The sequence below is a fragment of the Bacillus sp. 3G2 genome, from assembly GCF_044324725.1.
Lineage (GTDB): Bacteria > Bacillota > Bacilli > Bacillales > Bacillaceae_G > Bacillus_A > Bacillus_A mobilis.
The window spans coordinates 4,071,183-4,088,139 of sequence record NZ_CP172246.1 but is presented as its reverse complement, the minus strand read 5'-3'; the positions used below and the strand labels follow the sequence as shown (position 1 = coordinate 4,088,139).

The 16,957-nt window shown below is 37.1% G+C and carries 18 protein-coding genes; all 18 read left to right on the top strand.

Annotated elements, in window-relative coordinates; genetic code table 11:
- The first annotated feature begins 110 nt into the window (after positions 1-110).
- The 18 genes from hrcA to ACHZK0_RS20890 all read left to right on the top strand — a co-directional run bounded on the left by hrcA (position 111) and on the right by ACHZK0_RS20890 (position 16,930).
- Complete coding sequence (hrcA, locus tag ACHZK0_RS20975) at positions 111-1,127, top strand: heat-inducible transcriptional repressor HrcA (protein ID WP_262740302.1); 1,017 nt, start codon at positions 111-113, stop codon at positions 1,125-1,127.
- Positions 1,128-1,241: 114 nt separating this feature from the next.
- Positions 1,242-1,808, top strand: a complete 567-nt coding sequence (grpE, locus tag ACHZK0_RS20970) for a nucleotide exchange factor GrpE (RefSeq protein WP_061677297.1) — start codon at positions 1,242-1,244, stop codon at positions 1,806-1,808.
- 26 nt (positions 1,809-1,834) lie between these two features.
- Positions 1,835-3,670 (top strand): chaperone protein DnaK, encoded by a 1,836-nt coding sequence (dnaK, locus tag ACHZK0_RS20965; protein WP_073516545.1) that lies wholly within the window; start codon positions 1,835-1,837, stop codon positions 3,668-3,670.
- A gap of 193 nt (positions 3,671-3,863) precedes the next feature.
- Positions 3,864-4,979, top strand: coding sequence for a chaperone protein DnaJ (gene dnaJ / locus ACHZK0_RS20960; RefSeq protein ID WP_262740301.1), 1,116 nt, complete (start codon positions 3,864-3,866; stop codon positions 4,977-4,979).
- Positions 4,980-5,007: 28 nt separating this feature from the next.
- Positions 5,008-5,946 carry a 50S ribosomal protein L11 methyltransferase gene (gene prmA / locus ACHZK0_RS20955; protein WP_262740300.1) on the top strand — a complete coding sequence of 313 codons (939 nt, stop codon included), beginning with the start codon at positions 5,008-5,010 and terminating at the stop codon, positions 5,944-5,946.
- A 144-nt stretch (positions 5,947-6,090) separates the two neighbouring features.
- Positions 6,091-6,840 carry a 16S rRNA (uracil(1498)-N(3))-methyltransferase gene (locus ACHZK0_RS20950; protein ID WP_001190162.1) on the top strand — a complete coding sequence of 250 codons (750 nt, stop codon included), beginning with the start codon at positions 6,091-6,093 and terminating at the stop codon, positions 6,838-6,840.
- 6 nt (positions 6,841-6,846) lie between these two features.
- Complete coding sequence (gene mtaB / locus ACHZK0_RS20945; RefSeq protein WP_262740298.1) at positions 6,847-8,199, top strand: tRNA (N(6)-L-threonylcarbamoyladenosine(37)-C(2))-methylthiotransferase MtaB; 1,353 nt, start codon at positions 6,847-6,849, stop codon at positions 8,197-8,199.
- Positions 8,200-8,683: 484 nt separating this feature from the next.
- The gene (rpsU, locus tag ACHZK0_RS20940) at positions 8,684-8,857 is read left to right on the top strand and encodes a 30S ribosomal protein S21 (RefSeq protein WP_000048061.1); all 174 of its coding nucleotides are present in this window, start codon (positions 8,684-8,686) and stop codon (positions 8,855-8,857) included.
- A 15-nt stretch (positions 8,858-8,872) separates the two neighbouring features.
- On the top strand, positions 8,873-9,316 hold the full coding sequence (locus tag ACHZK0_RS20935) for a GatB/YqeY domain-containing protein (protein ID WP_000054579.1): 444 nt from the start codon (positions 8,873-8,875) through the stop codon (positions 9,314-9,316).
- A 108-nt stretch (positions 9,317-9,424) separates the two neighbouring features.
- Positions 9,425-9,718, top strand: coding sequence for a sporulation protein YqfC (gene yqfC, locus ACHZK0_RS20930; RefSeq protein ID WP_000732264.1), 294 nt, complete (start codon positions 9,425-9,427; stop codon positions 9,716-9,718).
- A gap of 178 nt (positions 9,719-9,896) precedes the next feature.
- Positions 9,897-11,096, top strand: coding sequence for a sporulation protein YqfD (gene yqfD, locus ACHZK0_RS20925; protein WP_097819255.1), 1,200 nt, complete (start codon positions 9,897-9,899; stop codon positions 11,094-11,096).
- Positions 11,097-11,099: 3 nt separating this feature from the next.
- Complete coding sequence (locus ACHZK0_RS20920; protein WP_061677308.1) at positions 11,100-12,059, top strand: PhoH family protein; 960 nt, start codon at positions 11,100-11,102, stop codon at positions 12,057-12,059.
- 193 nt (positions 12,060-12,252) lie between these two features.
- The gene (locus ACHZK0_RS20915; RefSeq protein ID WP_262740297.1) at positions 12,253-14,397 is read left to right on the top strand and encodes an HD family phosphohydrolase; all 2,145 of its coding nucleotides are present in this window, start codon (positions 12,253-12,255) and stop codon (positions 14,395-14,397) included.
- The gene (ybeY, locus tag ACHZK0_RS20910) at positions 14,394-14,864 is read left to right on the top strand and encodes an rRNA maturation RNase YbeY (RefSeq protein ID WP_000054689.1); all 471 of its coding nucleotides are present in this window, start codon (positions 14,394-14,396) and stop codon (positions 14,862-14,864) included. The genes ACHZK0_RS20915 and ybeY overlap by 4 nt, the downstream gene beginning before the upstream one ends.
- Positions 14,861-15,214 (top strand): diacylglycerol kinase family protein, encoded by a 354-nt coding sequence (locus tag ACHZK0_RS20905; protein WP_000715483.1) that lies wholly within the window; start codon positions 14,861-14,863, stop codon positions 15,212-15,214. The genes ybeY and ACHZK0_RS20905 overlap by 4 nt, the downstream gene beginning before the upstream one ends.
- A gap of 99 nt (positions 15,215-15,313) precedes the next feature.
- Positions 15,314-15,712 carry a cytidine deaminase gene (locus tag ACHZK0_RS20900; protein ID WP_063260793.1) on the top strand — a complete coding sequence of 133 codons (399 nt, stop codon included), beginning with the start codon at positions 15,314-15,316 and terminating at the stop codon, positions 15,710-15,712.
- Positions 15,705-16,610 (top strand): GTPase Era, encoded by a 906-nt coding sequence (gene era / locus ACHZK0_RS20895; protein WP_001080235.1) that lies wholly within the window; start codon positions 15,705-15,707, stop codon positions 16,608-16,610. The genes ACHZK0_RS20900 and era overlap by 8 nt, the downstream gene beginning before the upstream one ends.
- A gap of 176 nt (positions 16,611-16,786) precedes the next feature.
- Positions 16,787-16,930: a YqzL family protein gene (locus tag ACHZK0_RS20890; RefSeq protein WP_000883924.1), complete on the top strand. Its 144-nt coding sequence runs from the start codon at positions 16,787-16,789 to the stop codon at positions 16,928-16,930.
- Positions 16,931-16,957: the final 27 nt, after the last annotated feature.

Sequence of the window (16,957 nt, the reverse complement as noted above, 5' to 3'; positions counted from 1 at the left end):
AAGTTTCATTATTTCGTGACGTTTCCGTTGACAATTGAATGTCAATTTTGGTAAGTTATTAATAGATTTAGCACTCGAAGACAAAGAGTGCTAACAGAGGTGATGATGAGATGCTTACGGAACGTCAGCTCTTAATTTTACAAACAATTATTGATGACTTTATTGGATCAGCGCAACCTGTTGGGTCGAGGACGTTGGCTAAGAAAGATGAAATTACGTTTAGTTCAGCTACTATTCGAAATGAAATGGCTGATTTAGAAGAACTAGGATTTATTGAAAAAACCCATAGTTCTTCAGGACGTGTTCCTTCTGAAAAAGGATATCGTTTTTATGTAGACCATCTTTTAGCGCCGCAAAACTTACCGAACGATGAAATTGTACAAATTAAAGATTTATTTGCTGAAAGAATTTTTGAAGCAGAAAAGATTGCACAGCAATCGGCTCAAATTTTATCAGAGCTTACGAATTATACGGCCATTGTTCTTGGACCGAAGTTAAGCACAAATAAGCTTAAAAACGTACAAATTGTACCGCTTGATCGTCAAACTGCAGTCGCTATTATTGTAACGGATACAGGGCATGTACAAAGTAAAACGATTACCGTTCCGGAATCTGTTGATTTATCAGATTTAGAAAAAATGGTTAATATTTTAAATGAAAAGCTGTCGGGCGTACCAATGGCAGAACTGCATAACAAAATCTTTAAAGAGATTGTTACAGTTTTACGTGGGTATGTTCATAATTACGATAGTGCAATAAAAATGTTAGATGGTACATTTCAAGTTCCTTTATCGGAAAAGATATACTTTGGAGGCAAAGCAAATATGCTTTCGCAACCAGAGTTCCATGACATTCACAAAGTAAGATCCTTACTGACGATGATTGATAATGAAGCCGAGTTTTATGACATTTTGCGTCATAAACACGTAGGTATTCAAGTGAAAATAGGTAGGGAAAACTCTGCGACAGCCATGGAAGATTGTAGTTTAATTTCTGCAACATATTCGATTGGAGAAGAGCAACTTGGAACAATTGCTATTTTAGGTCCGACAAGAATGCAATACTCTCGGGTAATTAGTTTGTTACAGTTATTTACGAGACAATTTACTGATGGACTTAAAAAGTAAATGAGAGTAATACATTCGCTCAAGTAATGAAATTTTCATTGCTGTGTGTAATATATAATGCTTAGGTAATTGTGTTCAGCATAATACCTAATACCTTTTAAGGAGGTGAATATTGTGGAAGAGCGTAACGAACAAGTGGTAGAAGAAGTAAAAGAAGCGCAAGTTGAAGAAGCTGTCACGACAGAAAACAGTGAAAAAACTGTAGAAGAAAAAAGTGAGGCTGCTCTTTTACAAGAAAAAGTAGATGAGTTACAAGCGAAACTAACGGAAACGGAAGGTCGCACATTACGTCTACAAGCTGATTTTGAAAATTATAAGCGTCGTGTCCAAATGGATAAACAGGCTGCTGAAAAATATAGAGCACAAAGTCTAGTTTCAGACATTTTGCCAGCTCTTGATAATTTTGAAAGAGCGATGCAAGTGGAAGCAACTGATGAGCAAACGAAATCCTTGTTACAAGGTATGGAAATGGTGCATCGTCAATTGTTAGAAGCGTTGACTAAAGAAGGCGTTGAAGTGGTTGAATCTGTTGGTAAACAGTTCGATCCTAATGAACACCAAGCTATTATGCAAGTGGAAGATAGTGAATTTGAATCAAACGCGGTAGTTGAAGAATTCCAAAAAGGTTATAAACTAAAAGACCGTGTGATTCGCCCATCAATGGTAAAAGTAAATCAATAATTTACATAAAAGTAGGAGGATTCGCCATGAGTAAAATTATCGGTATTGACTTAGGTACAACAAACTCTTGTGTAGCTGTTATGGAAGGTGGAGAACCAAAGGTTATCCCAAATCCAGAAGGAAACCGTACAACACCATCTGTTGTAGCTTTCAAAAATGAAGAGCGTCAAGTTGGGGAAGTTGCAAAGCGTCAAGCAATTACAAACCCAAATACAATCATGTCTGTTAAACGTCATATGGGTACAGACTACAAAGTAGAAGTTGAAGGTAAAGATTATACACCTCAAGAAATTTCTGCAATCATTTTACAAAACCTAAAAGCTTCTGCTGAAGCATACTTAGGTGAAACAGTTACGAAAGCTGTTATTACAGTACCTGCATACTTCAACGATGCAGAACGTCAAGCAACAAAAGATGCTGGTCGTATCGCTGGTTTAGAAGTTGAGCGTATCATTAACGAACCAACAGCAGCAGCGCTTGCTTACGGTTTAGAAAAACAAGATGAAGAGCAAAAAATCTTAGTATATGACTTAGGTGGCGGTACATTTGACGTATCTATCCTTGAGTTAGCAGACGGAACATTCGAAGTTATTTCAACTGCTGGTGACAACCGTCTTGGTGGAGATGACTTTGACCAAGTTATTATTGACCACTTAGTAGCTGAGTTCAAAAAAGAAAATAACATTGATTTAAGCCAAGATAAAATGGCACTTCAACGTTTGAAAGATGCAGCTGAAAAAGCGAAAAAAGATCTTTCTGGCGTAACACAAACACAAATTTCATTACCATTCATTAGTGCTGGAGCTGCTGGTCCATTACACTTAGAATTAACATTAACAAGAGCGAAATTCGAAGAGCTTTCAGCAGGTCTTGTTGAAAGAACGTTAGAGCCAACTCGTCGTGCATTAAAAGACGCTGGTTTTGCTCCAAGTGAATTAGATAAAGTTATCCTTGTTGGTGGATCTACTCGTATCCCAGCTGTACAAGAAGCTATTAAACGTGAAACTGGTAAAGAACCATATAAAGGTGTAAATCCTGATGAAGTTGTAGCATTAGGTGCTGCAGTTCAAGGTGGCGTACTTACTGGTGATGTAGAAGGCGTACTATTATTAGACGTAACTCCACTTTCTTTAGGTATTGAAACTATGGGTGGTGTGTTCACGAAATTAATCGAGCGTAACACTACAATTCCAACAAGTAAGTCACAAGTATTCTCAACAGCTGCTGATAACCAACCGGCAGTAGACATTCACGTATTACAAGGTGAGCGTCCAATGTCAGCTGACAACAAAACATTAGGTCGTTTCCAATTAACAGACCTTCCGCCAGCACCACGTGGTATTCCACAAATCGAAGTAACATTCGATATTGATGCGAACGGTATTGTTAACGTACGTGCAAAAGACTTAGGAACAAGTAAGGAGCAAGCTATTACAATCCAATCTTCTTCAGGTCTTTCTGATGAAGAAGTAGATCGTATGGTACAAGAAGCAGAAGCGAATGCTGACGCTGACCAAAAACGTAAGGAAGAAGTTGAACTTCGTAACGAAGCGGACCAACTTGTATTCCAAACGGATAAAGTTGTAAAAGATTTAGAAGGTAAAGTGGATGCAGCTGAAGTTGCAAAAGCAACAGAAGCGAAAGAAGCACTACAAGCTGCGATCGAGAAGAACGAGCTTGAGGACATCCGTGCGAAAAAAGACGCTTTACAAGAAATCGTACAACAATTAAGTGTTAAATTATACGAGCAAGCTCAAGCAGCTGCAGGGCAAGCAGAAGGTGCACAAGGAGCACAAGATGCTGGCGCGAAAAAAGACAATGTAGTAGACGCTGAGTTTGAAGAAGTAAAAGAAGATAAGTAATATAAATAAGTAAGATGACAAAAAGTCAAAGTCAAGCGTGCCTTGGCTTTGGCTTTTTTCATGAATGAGAAGAAAAGTGTGAGGTTCTTAAGTTTTTTACTTTGCATACTGTAAGTGAGGAAACTTTGTTGCAAAGCACTTTCTTTCGGTGTTAAAATTACGTTTATGTGAAAGATTCGGGGGTTGTAAATTTATGAGTAAACGAGATTATTATGAGGTCCTTGGACTTAGCCAGGGTGCTTCAAAAGATGAAATAAAAAAAGCGTATCGTCGTTTGGCTAAAAAATACCATCCAGACGTAAGTAAAGAAGAAAATGCAATTGAAAAGTTTAAAGAAGTACAAGAAGCATATGAAGTATTAAGCGACGATCAAAAGCGCGCGCAATATGATCAATTTGGTCATGCTGGTGCAAATCAAGGTTTCGGTGGCTTTGGCGGCGGAGGAGACTTCGGCGGTGGCTTCGGTTTCGAAGATATCTTTAGTTCGTTCTTTGGCGGCGGTGGCGGTAGACGTCGTGATCCAAATGCTCCGCGTCAAGGTGCTGACTTACAATATCAAGTTACTTTAGAGTTTGAAGAAGCTATTTTTGGTAAAGAATTAAATGTCGAGATTCCAGTAGAAGATCCATGTGATACTTGTAAAGGTAGCGGAGCGAAACCAGGAACTTCAAAAGAAACATGTAAACATTGTTCAGGTTCAGGGCAAGTAAGTGTAGAACAAAATACACCATTTGGTCGTATCGTAAACCGTCAAGCTTGTGGTCACTGTTCAGGAACTGGTCAAATGATTAAAGAAAAATGTACGACATGTCACGGTTCTGGTAAAGTACGTAAACGTAAAAAAATCAACGTTAAAATTCCAGCAGGTATCGATAATGGTCAACAAATCCGTGTATCTGGAAAAGGTGAAGCGGGTGTAAATGGCGGACCAGCAGGGGATTTATATGTAGTTGTTCATGTGAGAAATCATGAATTCTTTGAGCGTGAAGGAGATCACATTATTTGCGAAATGCCATTAACATTTGCGCAAATGGCACTTGGTGCTGAAGTGGAAGTTCCTACTGTTCATGGGAAAGTGAAGCTGAAAATTCCAGCAGGAACACAAACAGGAACAGAATTCCGCTTAAAAGGAAAAGGTGCTCCGAACGTACGTGGATACGGTCAAGGAGATCAATATGTAGTTGTTCGTGTTGTTGTACCGACGAAATTAACTTCACATCAAAAAGATTTATTACGTGAATTTGCGGGACAAGAAGAGCAGGATGATAGTTTGTTTGGAAAGCTTAAACGTGCTATCAAAGGGGAATAATGGAAATAAAAAATGGAGTTGGTAAATTGTGAAATGGTCAGAAGTTAGTATTCATACAACAGAAGAAGCAGTAGAAGCTGTCTCTCATATTTTACATGAAGCTGGTGCTAGTGGAGTTGCAATTGAGGATCCAGCGGAGTTGACGAAAGAGCGCGAGCAACAATATGGTGAAATTTATGCATTGAACCCAGATGAATATCCGGCGGAAGGTGTATTAATAAAAGCATATTTCCCACAAACGGATTCTTTACAGGAAACGATTGCGGGTGTAAAATCATCTATTGATATGCTTCCATCTTACGACATCGAAATTGGTACTGGAAATATTACCGTTAACGAAGTCAATGAAGAAGATTGGGCTACTGCTTGGAAAAAGTATTACCATCCAGTACAAATTTCTGATACATTCACAATTGTGCCGACGTGGGAAGAGTATACACCAGCTTCTCCGGAAGAAAAAATTATTGAATTAGATCCAGGTATGGCCTTTGGGACAGGAACTCATCCGACAACAACGATGTGTATTCGTGCTTTAGAAAAAACAGTTCAGTCAGGTGATACGATCATTGATGTAGGAACAGGTTCTGGTGTACTTAGTATTGCAGCGGCAAAATTAGGTGCGTCTTCTGTTCAAGCGTATGATTTAGATCCGGTTGCAGTGGAAAGTGCAGAAATGAATGTACGTTTAAATAAAACAGATGATATCGTGTCTGTTGGACAAAACAGTCTTTTAGAAGGTATTGAAGGTCCTGTTGATTTAATCGTAGCTAACTTATTAGCAGAAATTATTCTTTTATTCCCTGAGGATGCAGCAAGAGTTGTGAAGTCGGGCGGATTATTTATTACATCGGGCATTATTGCGGCGAAGGAAAAGTTAATTTCTGAAGCGCTAGAAAAAGCTGGATTTACAATTGAAGAAGTATTACGAATGGAAGATTGGGTAGCAATTATTGCACGAAATGCGTAATATAGATTTTAGTCTATAATGAAAAGGGGAGTCTCTCACTATAAAGTGAGGGACTTGCCGTTTGTTATATGAAAAATGATAACGTTTCGTTCTTTTCGTAAGTATTGACTTACGAAAGGAACGAAACTCTACTAAGGTGATTATATGCAACGTTATTTTGTAGAAGAGAAATATGTAAATGAGACAAGTATTCGCATTGTAGGTGATGACGTACATCATATCGCAAGAGTGATGCGTATGTCAGCTGGTGATCACATTTATTGCTGTGTAAACGGAAAAACAGCCGTATGTTCAATTGATGAAATTACCAGTGAATTTATTAATACGGCTATTGTAGAATGGGTAGAGGCGTCAAGTGAACTTCCTGTTTTCGTGACGATTGCAAGTGGACTGCCGAAAGGAGACAAGCTAGAGTTAATTTTTCAAAAAGGAACTGAGCTTGGGGCAGCTGCATTCTTACCATTTCAAGCATCTCGTTCTATTGTAAAATGGGATGCGAAAAAAGCTGATAAAAAAGTTGAGCGTTTAAGAAAAATTGTGAAAGAAGCTGCGGAACAATCACATAGAAGTGAAGTTCCAGAAGTACATGCTCCGGCATCATTTAAACAATTGCTTTCGATGAGCGGTGAGTATGATGTTTGTCTTGTTGCTTACGAAGAGGAAGCAAAACAAGGCGAGAAATCTAACTTTGCGAAAGCTTTAACGACGATGAAACCAGGTCAAAAGCTATTGATTGTATTTGGCCCAGAAGGCGGTTTAGCTGAGGAAGAGATTACAACGCTTCGTGAACATAAATTTGTACCATGTAGTTTAGGACCAAGAATTTTAAGAACAGAAACGGCGCCGTTATACGCGTTAAGTGCTGCTTCGTATCATTTTGAATTGATGGGGTGATGATCAATGTCAACTGTTGCGTTCCATACGTTAGGTTGTAAAGTAAACCACTATGAAACAGAAGCCATTTGGCAATTGTTTAAACAAGGTGGATATGAAAGAACTGAATATGAAAAGAAATCTGATGTATACGTTATTAATACGTGTACAGTAACGAATACGGGAGATAAGAAAAGCCGTCAAGTTATTAGACGTGCTGTTCGCCAAAATCCGGACGCGGTTATTTGTGTAACTGGATGTTATGCACAAACATCTCCAGCGGAAATTATGGCGATTCCAGGTGTAGATATTGTAGTTGGTACACAGGATCGTGAAAAGATGTTAGGATACATCGAAGAATTCCGCAAAGAGCGTCAGCCAATTAATGCTGTCCGCAACATTATGAAAACACGTGTATACGAAGAACTGGATGTACCTTATTTCACGGATCGTACACGTGCATCTTTAAAAATACAAGAAGGTTGTAATAACTTCTGTACATTCTGTATTATTCCTTGGGCGCGTGGTTTAATGCGTTCTCGTGATGGGAAAGAAGTTATTAAACAAGCGCAGCAATTAGTAGATGCAGGCTATAAAGAAATCGTATTAACAGGTATTCATACAGGTGGGTACGGTGAAGATATTAAAGATTATAACTTAGCTGGATTACTTCGTGATATGGAAGCGGAAGTAGGCGGATTAAAACGTCTTCGTATTTCTTCTATTGAAGCGAGTCAGATTTCAGATGAAGTAATTGAAGTGTTAGATAAGTCTGGAGTAGTTGTACGTCACTTACACATTCCGTTGCAATCTGGATCTAATACAGTATTAAAACGTATGCGTCGTAAGTATACGATGGAATTTTTCCAAGAGCGTTTAGATCGTTTGAAAGAAGCGTTACCAGGTCTTGCGATTACATCGGACGTAATCGTTGGTTTCCCAGGTGAAACAGAAGAAGAATTCATGGAAACATACAATTTCATTAAAGAGAATCGCTTCTCTGAGTTACACGTATTCCCTTATTCAAAACGTACGGGAACACCTGCAGCGCGTATGGAAGATCAAGTTCCTGAAGATGTGAAGAACGATCGTGTGCACCGTTTAATTGAACTATCTAATCAATTAGCGAAAGAGTATGCGTCACAGTTTGAAGGCGAAGTACTTGAAATCATTCCAGAAGAGCAATTTAAAGAGGGCGACCGCGAAGGGTTATATGTAGGTTATACAGATAACTACTTGAAAATTGTATTTGAAGGATCAGAAGAATTAATTGGTAAACTAGTGAAAGTGAAAATTACGAAAGCTGGTTATCCATATAACGAAGCGCAATTTGTTCGTGTTCTTGAAGATGATGTAAAAAAAGAATCAGCAAGCGCATAAAGTGAAACTTTAATCAGCGGGGGGATGAATCCCCCCGCTGATTATTAGCCTTCACCAATCGGGCTTTTACGGGCAGCCGATCCCCGCCTGACTTCTTTGTTTTGGCTGAATTTTTAGGTGGGGTCTTACTGCCCTGGTAAATAGCGGCATAAAAAGGCATGCAAACGGAAACGATTTGCATGCTTTTTTTGTGGAGAATTTAAGTGCTGAAAAGGCAGGGACATCGAATGAGTAGTTATTTAATATTTTCTTGTATTAAAAAAGGTGTAAAGATAAAAATATAGTTGTCTTCAGAGGGAAAGAATAATAGCTATCTACATAGCTTTTGAACAGGGAAGGGCATCTATTCTTCTTTTATTCTGCCAAATAGTTGACCTGAAGTGATAAAATGTATTATAATCGTAAAAGACATGCTGAAGAAGGGTTTCTTTTTGCATGCTGAAATTAGTATGTAAGTGTGATGTTTCGGAGGGAGGGAAAGAGAATGTCAAAAACAGTCGTTCGTAAAAACGAGTCTTTGGAGGATGCACTTCGCCGTTTTAAAAGATCGGTTTCTAAAACTGGTACACTTGCTGAAGCAAGAAAGCGCGAGTTTTATGAAAAGCCAAGTGTAAAACGTAAGAAGAAATCTGAAGCGGCAAGAAAGCGTAAATTCTAAGAGAGGGTGTAAGTTATGAGTCTTCTCGGTCGTTTAAACGATGATATGAAACAAGCGATGAAGAATAAACAAAAAGAAAAATTAACCGTTATTCGTATGGTTAAGGCTGCTTTACAAAATGAAGGTATTAAACTGCAACATACTCTTACTGAAGAAGAGGAACTAACAGTTTTAGCTCGTGAAGTAAAACAGTATAAGGACTCCCTCCTTGAATTTAAAAAAGCTGGTCGTGAAGACCTTGTTAATAAACTGCAAAGTGAAATTCAGATTTTAAGCGCATATTTGCCGGAGCAATTAACAGAAGAAGAACTAGCGAATGTAATTAAGCAAGTTATTTCTGAAGTTGGTGCGACTTCTAAAGCAGATATGGGTAAGGTGATGACTGCTGTTATGCCGAAAGTAAAAGGTAAAACAGACGGATCACTTGTGAATAAGTTGGTTATCCAGCTATTAGCATAAAAAAACGTCTCATTTCGTATGAGACGTTTTTTTATGCTTTTTTTCAGTTTGGACGTGATATTACAAGCTCTTTTTTCATACATATGGGATGAGAGGGGGTCTTTTGAGATGAAAAAATTAGAACAAATGAAGAATTGGTTAACAAAGCAAATAGACCTGCCAGTGGATGTGCTAATGGATCTACCTCGGATCACGCTTGTTGGGCAAGTGCATATCTATATAGAAAATCATCGGGGTTTATTAGTGTTTTCAGATAAAGAAGTAAGATTGTTATTAAAGCACGGTCAATTATTAATTAAAGGGCAATCCTTTATTATTAAAACAATCCTTCCAGAAGAACTTTTACTTGAAGGAATAATTGAGCAAGTGACGTTTTTAGAAAACGAAAAAAAAGAGGAGTGAGGGAAACTTCCATATGTGAAGTTTTTCTTCGTTATTTTCGTGATTCGACCTTACTATTCAGTTTATCTCGCTATTTATGGGTGGTAGAACTCTTTATTTCATTTTCGTACGAGCTATTTTGCTAATTAAAGCGAAAAAAGTAGTGTGTATACTTTTGGAAAGGTAGTGGAGATAGTAGATGAAAAATAAATGGTTTATAAAGTGGCTTGGATATGTAAAAGTACGAATTGAAGGTAGAGGAGCGGAACGGTTCGTTAACGAATGTGTGCGTAGAAAATTATTAGTTTGGGATGTTAAGAAGATTGCTGATGAAACGTTAGTTTTTTGTATGTTATTACGAGATGTGAAGAAAATAAAACCAATTTATAGAAAAAATGAATGTAAACTATATTTTATTGGGCGTTACGGTTTTCCTTTTTTGAATAAGCGTTTAATTAAAAATAGTGGATTCTTAATTGGTTTTTTAATTTTCTTTTTTGGTATGATTGCATTATCCAATATGGTTTGGAAAATTGAAATTACAGGAGCGAAACCTGAAACAGAATATATATTGATGAAAGAATTGGACAAAATGGGTATTAAAAAAGGAAAATTACAATTCCAGATGCCTAATGTAGAAGATGTACAGCGTCACTTGACAGACAATATTAATGCGATTACTTGGGCGGGACTAGAAATAAGAGGAACGACGTACCATTTTAAAATTGTTGAAAAAAACGAGCCGAAAAAAGAAAAGGAACAAAGGCCGCAAAATTTAGTAGCAAAAAAAGAAGCGATTGTGACAAAAACATTTGTTGAAGTAGGAAAACCCGTTGTCTTGAAAAATGATCATGTCGAAAAAGGGCAGCTTCTCGTATCAGGGATATACGGTAACGAGGAGAGTCCGACGATTGTTTCGGCCCAAGGTATTGTATATGGAGAAACGTGGTACACATCTGAGGTGAATGTGCCACTAAAGACGCAATTTCAAGTATATACTGGCAATGCATATAATGAGCATTACCTTACATTTGGGAGTACGAAAATAAAAATATGGGGATTTCAACATGATAAGTATAAACGCTCTCGTACGGAAAGTGTAAAACACGATGTGAAACTATTTGGTTTTACACTGCCAATCGCGTACGAAAAAGATATCGTGCGAGAAGAGGAAGAAGCGAATCGGGAATATACAGAAAAACAGGCAATGAAAGTAGCGAAAGAGATGGCTGAAAAAGAACTAAAGAAAAAATTGGATGAACATGCTATGATTGTAAGTGATAAGATTTTGAGTAAACAGGTTGAGGCGGATCAACTAAAAGTCACATTGCATTATACTGTGATCGAAAATATTGCAGAGCCACAACCGATATCCGAATCCGATATTCAAGGAGACTGAGTAATGGCAGAACAATTAGTAGAAATGAACCAACAATTGGAAAATACTAACGAAGCAATCGCTCTTTTTGGAGTCAATGATGCTCATTTGAAAGTAATTGAACGGGAACTGAATGTATCGATTGTAACTAGAGGTGAAACTGTTCATGCATCTGGAGCAGTTGAAACTGTGACACTCGTAGAAAAAATCTTACAGCAATTACTTGTTGTGATTCGAAAAGGTGTATCAATTACAGAAAGAGATGTTGCGTATGCAATTCAGCTCGCACAACAAGGGAAAATTGCTCAATTTGAAGAGTTATATGAAGAAGAAATCTTTAAAACGGCAAAAGGTAAATCCATTCGTGTAAAAACAATGGGGCAAAGAAGATACATTCATGCAATGAAGAAGAATGATGTTGTATTTGGAATAGGACCTGCTGGGACTGGGAAAACATACTTAGCTGTAGTAATGGCTGTAAGAGCTTTAAAGCAAGGGTATGTAAAGAAAATCATTTTAACGAGACCGGCTGTAGAAGCTGGAGAAAGTTTAGGGTTTTTACCAGGTGATTTGAAAGAGAAAGTAGATCCATATTTACGTCCATTGTATGATGCGTTGCACGATATTCTTGGACAAGAATATACACAGCGTATGATGGAGCGAGGGGTAATTGAAATCGCGCCTCTAGCTTATATGAGAGGGCGTACGCTCGATGATTCATTTGTTATTTTAGATGAAGCGCAAAATACAACGGGTGCACAAATAAAAATGTTTTTAACTAGATTAGGTTTTAGTTCTAAAATGGTTATTACGGGAGACCCTTCACAAGTAGACTTACCAAAAGGGGTAAAATCAGGGCTTTCGCTAGCTTCTAACATTTTATCTGGTGTATCAGGTCTTTCGTTCATTACATTAGAACAAACGGACGTTGTGAGGCATCCGCTGGTGCAACGTATTATTGAGGCATATGATAAAATGGAATGATCCTATTTGTCAGGATCATTTCTTTTTGTATTAAGGTTGGCGAACGGCATATTTTTTACTATCATAAAAGATAAGAGAAATAAACTATAGGTACTGGTGTATCAAAGTGTTCTCTAAAAGTATCGTTGGCTAGAAGAAATGAAAGCTATAAATAGTTTCACTTTATTTCTGGAGAGGAGAAGGTATTGAAATCATGTTAAGAGCTCAAGAAATTTCTAAGTGGTTTCGTAATTTACAACATTCGAAAAAACTAAGTTGGATTTCTTACGTTTTGTTAGGAGCAGTGCTGTTTTTTGCACTTATGAATAATGTAAAACCAGAGCAATTAGATGTTGATATGTATTCTATTGCGAAAAAAACAATTCATTCTCCTATTAAAATTGAAGATAAGGTTATAACGGACAGAAAAAAACAAGAGGCCGCTCAAAAAGTCGGGGATCAATATACATATAGAAGTGAATATAAACAAAATAGAGTAGATATTGTAAATGATGTTTTTGCTAAGGTAAATGAAGTAATTCAGGAGATGAAAGCTGCTGGGCCTGAAGAGCAAAAAAAGATGACCGATGCAAATAAATTAGAAAAGTTGAAGAAGAAGTTACCATCTAATTTAACAAAAGAATTATCGGATGAGAATTTATTATATTTTATTAATGCAGAACCGGATCAATTAGAATTAGCAAAGAACGCGGCTTTAACGTCTGTTAGTGTTATTATGGGTGGAAATATTAAAATGTCCGAAGAAATAGCAGCAAAAGAGCGATTTGTTAATGAAATGAAAAGCCTCAATGTGAATAGTGGATTGAAGGAAGCTGTGAATGCGCTAGGATCATATGCGATTGCAGCGAATTATTTTTATGATCCGGCTGTAACGAAAGAGAAGAAGAAAGCGGAAGAAGATTTAGTTCCACCTGTTTATATTCTTCAAGGACAAGTTATTGTTAGAGAAGGTGAAACAATTTCAAGTGATATGTATAATCAGTTGAAATTAGTCGGTTTATTAGAGAAAGGTAATAGTTTTCAGCCTTATGTTGGATTAGCTGTGCTCATTGGTGTGTTACTGTACTTTATGCATAAGCAGTTTGAAGTATTTTTACAGCGTAAAAGGGAAGATAGACCGTATATTTTAGCGTATATTACAATTTTGTCTATCACGATTGTTTTAATGAAAATTATTAGTTTGTTTCAAAAGCTTGAATATGCAGGGATTGCGTATGTTGTCCCAGTTGCGATGGGAACAATACTTGTAAAACTAATGATTGGCGATCGATTTGTATTTTTAACAAGTATGATTTTTTCTGTGTGCGGAAGTATTATGTTTAATGAAGGAGTAACAAGTACACTGAATTATAGTGTAGGTATTTATGTGTTATTAAGTTCATTATCAGTAAGCATTTTCTTAAGAGAAAAAAATCGTCGTACGATGATTTTGCAAGCTGGTATACTCGTTTCTATCTTAAATGTAGTTGTCTTAGCGGCGTTATTATTATTACGTAATGGGAATTTTTCACCTCTTGAAATTGGAACGCAATTATTGATGGCTTCCGTTTCAGGGATTATTTCATCCGTTTTAGCGATGGGGATATTACCATATTTAGAGAGTGGACTTGGAATTGTATCAAGCATGAAGCTTATGGAACTATCAAGTCCGAATCATCCGCTCTTGCGTAGAATTTTGTTAGAAGCGCCAGGAACATATCACCACAGTGTAATGGTAGCGAATCTTTCTGAGGCAGCATGTGAAGCGGTTGGAGCGAATGGTGTATTAGCACGTGTAGGGGCTTATTATCATGATGTAGGAAAAACAGTACAACCGCAATTCTTTATTGAAAACCAGATGGGAATTGAAAATCCGCATGATAAATTAGACCCTGTGACGAGTAAAGATATTATCATTGCTCATGTAACAGATGGAGTCAGAATGCTCGAAGAATACCATATTCCGCAAGAAATTATCGATATTGCTGGACAACACCATGGTACAACATTACTTAAATATTTTTATTATAAGGCAATTAAAGAAGATAAAGAAAAATATACAGAAGAGATGTTCCGCTATCCGGGATCAAAAGCAACTTCTAAAGAGTCGGCAATTGTTGGTATTGCTGATAGTGTTGAGGCGGCGGTACGTTCTATGAATCACCCAACGCCAGATCAAATAAATAATTTAGTACAAAGTATTATTAAAGATCGCCTGCAAGATGGGCAATTTAGTGAATGTGATTTGACGTTTAAGGAACTACAAATCGTTGGAAAAACGTTATGTGAAACGTTAAATGGTATTTTCCATTCGCGTATTACATATCCGGAACTACCGGAAGAGAAGGAGAAAGAATGAGTTTATTAATTGATTTCATTGATGAAACAGAAGAAGTGAAAGAAGAATATGTGAATTTAATTCGTGAGATATTAGAAAAAGCAGCTCAAATGGAAAAAATAGAGGATGGTGCGGAGTTATCAGTGACATTTGTAGATAATGAACGCATTCGCGAGATTAATCGTGATTACCGAGATAAGGATCAGCCTACTGATGTCATTTCCTTTGCTATGGAAGAAATGGGAGAAGGAGAGATGGAAATTGTAGGTGCAGAGATGCCTCGTATGTTAGGTGACCTTATTATTTCTATTCCGAGAGCGAAAGAACAAGCTGAAGAGTATGGACATTCTTTTGATCGTGAACTTGGCTTTTTAGCGTTACATGGCTTTTTACATTTACTTGGTTATGACCACATGACAGAAGAGGATGAAAAAGAAATGTTTGGAAGACAAAAAGAAATTTTAGAGGCATTTGGATTAGGTCGATGAAAAAAGGAAAACTTATAAATAGTTTTGGATATGCTATAGCAGGTATATTCTTTTGTCTTCGTCATGAACGAAATATGAAAATTCATTATTTAGCCGCAGTCATTGTTATATGCTGCGGCTTTTATTTCCATATTACGAAAGTAGAGTGGATGGTATTACTTATTGTAATAGGAATTGTAATGAGTTTAGAGATGGTAAATACGGCTGTGGAAAAAACAGTAGATTTAGCGACTACCGATATACATCCGTTTGCGAAAATTGCAAAGGATGTCGCAGCCGGAGCGGTTTTATTGTTTGCGATAATAGCCGTTATAATTGGTGCTATTATCTTTTTGCCGTATGTGGTATAGTTGCATTCCAAAGCTTTTATTAAGCTTTGGAAGTGCCGTAAAGGCCTTTAATCAGAGAGTGTATCTATTCACAGCTGTGGACAGGAAGGATGCGGGAACATGAATAGTGAACAATTAATTCAAGAAGCAATCGAAGCGCGTAAACAAGCGTACGTACCATATTCTAAATTTCAAGTAGGTGCAGCATTATTAACACAGGATGGAAAAGTATATCGTGGATGTAATGTTGAGAATGCATCATATGGCTTATGTAACTGTGCAGAAAGAACAGCTTTATTTAAGGCGGTTTCTGAAGGAGATAAAGAGTTTGTAGCTATCGCAATTGTGGCGGATACAAAGCGTCCGGTACCTCCTTGTGGAGCATGTCGCCAAGTTATGGTAGAATTATGTAAACAGGATACGAAAGTATACCTATCAAATTTACATGGTGACGTTCAAGAGACGACAGTCGGAGAATTGTTGCCAGGAGCATTTTTAGCGGAGGATTTACATGAATAGAAAAGGTTATAAATCAGGTTTTGTCTCTATTATTGGCAGACCGAATGTTGGAAAATCTACATTTTTAAATCGTATTATCGGCCAGAAAATTGCCATTATGAGTGACAAGCCACAAACAACTCGTAATAAAATTCAAGGCGTATATACAGAAAATGATTCACAAGTAATTTTCATTGATACACCAGGAATACATAAACCTAAACATAAATTAGGCGACTTCATGGTGAAGATGGCTCAAACGACATTAAAAGAAGTTGATATTGTTCTGTTTATGGTCAATGCAGTTGAAGGATTTGGTCGTGGTGAAGAATTTATCATTGAGAAATTAAAAGAAACGAAACAACCAGTATTTTTAGTAATTAATAAAATTGACCAACTTCATCCAGAGCAATTATTAGAGTTAATTGATCAATACCGCAAACTACATGATTTTGCAGAGATTGTACCGATTTCTGCATTAGATGGTAATAATGTGGACGCTTTAATTGGAACAATTAAAAAGTATTTACCAGAAGGACCACAGTACTACCCAGATAATCAAGTAACGGATCATCCAGAGAGATTTATTATTGCAGAGCTTATTCGTGAGAAAGTACTACATTTAACACGTGAAGAAGTGCCGCATTCTGTGGCTGTTGTTATCGATGCAATTCAAAAACGCGAAGGCGGGGCAGTTTATATCAATGCAACGATTGTTGTGGAACGTCCATCGCAAAAAGGGATTATTATCGGAAAACAAGGGAAGATGTTAAAAGAAGTTGGTAAGCGAGCTCGTTTTGATATTGAAGCATTACTTGGTTCTAAAGTATTTTTAGAAGTATGGGTAAAAGTGCAAAAAGATTGGCGTAATAAAATGTCTCAGCTTCGTGACCTTGGTTTCCGCGAAGACGAGTACTAAAATAGAGTAAAGCTGTAATCAGCGGATGTTTTGTTCATCCGCTGATTATTGGTTTTTATGAGTTTTGATAAATTAGGAAAAATTTTTCTCACATGAAAATGGACAAAATGGGTCAATTTAATAACAACAAAGGAAATTGGTTTATAGGCTACGCTTATTGAGAAAGGTGGATTCTTATGCTAGATTTTACCTGGAAGTTTTTCTCCAAAACAGGAAGCATTGAAACGTACTTGCTTTTGAAAGAAATGGAAAAAGACGTAAACGATGAGATGGATCAACATGAAGAGGAGCTAGCACATCTAGACTCTCCAATTTCTTGACCCGTTTTGTTCAAACCTTGGATGGTG

Bases quoted from the DNA above. Each gene is read 5' to 3' on its own strand.
- hrcA (WP_262740302.1), top strand. From the start codon at position 111: ATGCTTACGGAACGTCAGCTCTTAATTTTACAAACAATTATTGATGAC.
- dnaK (WP_073516545.1), top strand. From the start codon at position 1,835: ATGAGTAAAATTATCGGTATTGACTTAGGTACAACAAACTCTTGTGTA.
- dnaJ (WP_262740301.1), top strand. From the start codon at position 3,864: ATGAGTAAACGAGATTATTATGAGGTCCTTGGACTTAGCCAGGGTGCT.
- ACHZK0_RS20950 (WP_001190162.1), top strand. From the start codon at position 6,091: ATGCAACGTTATTTTGTAGAAGAGAAATATGTAAATGAGACAAGTATT.
- mtaB (WP_262740298.1), top strand. From the start codon at position 6,847: ATGTCAACTGTTGCGTTCCATACGTTAGGTTGTAAAGTAAACCACTAT.
- rpsU (WP_000048061.1), top strand. From the start codon at position 8,684: ATGTCAAAAACAGTCGTTCGTAAAAACGAGTCTTTGGAGGATGCACTT.
- ACHZK0_RS20935 (WP_000054579.1), top strand. From the start codon at position 8,873: ATGAGTCTTCTCGGTCGTTTAAACGATGATATGAAACAAGCGATGAAG.
- yqfC (WP_000732264.1), top strand. From the start codon at position 9,425: ATGAAAAAATTAGAACAAATGAAGAATTGGTTAACAAAGCAAATAGAC.
- yqfD (WP_097819255.1), top strand. From the start codon at position 9,897: ATGAAAAATAAATGGTTTATAAAGTGGCTTGGATATGTAAAAGTACGA.
- ACHZK0_RS20920 (WP_061677308.1), top strand. From the start codon at position 11,100: ATGGCAGAACAATTAGTAGAAATGAACCAACAATTGGAAAATACTAAC.
- ACHZK0_RS20915 (WP_262740297.1), top strand. From the start codon at position 12,253: ATGTTAAGAGCTCAAGAAATTTCTAAGTGGTTTCGTAATTTACAACAT.
- ybeY (WP_000054689.1), top strand. From the start codon at position 14,394: ATGAGTTTATTAATTGATTTCATTGATGAAACAGAAGAAGTGAAAGAA.
- ACHZK0_RS20905 (WP_000715483.1), top strand. From the start codon at position 14,861: ATGAAAAAAGGAAAACTTATAAATAGTTTTGGATATGCTATAGCAGGT.
- ACHZK0_RS20900 (WP_063260793.1), top strand. From the start codon at position 15,314: ATGAATAGTGAACAATTAATTCAAGAAGCAATCGAAGCGCGTAAACAA.
- era (WP_001080235.1), top strand. From the start codon at position 15,705: ATGAATAGAAAAGGTTATAAATCAGGTTTTGTCTCTATTATTGGCAGA.
- ACHZK0_RS20890 (WP_000883924.1), top strand. From the start codon at position 16,787: ATGCTAGATTTTACCTGGAAGTTTTTCTCCAAAACAGGAAGCATTGAA.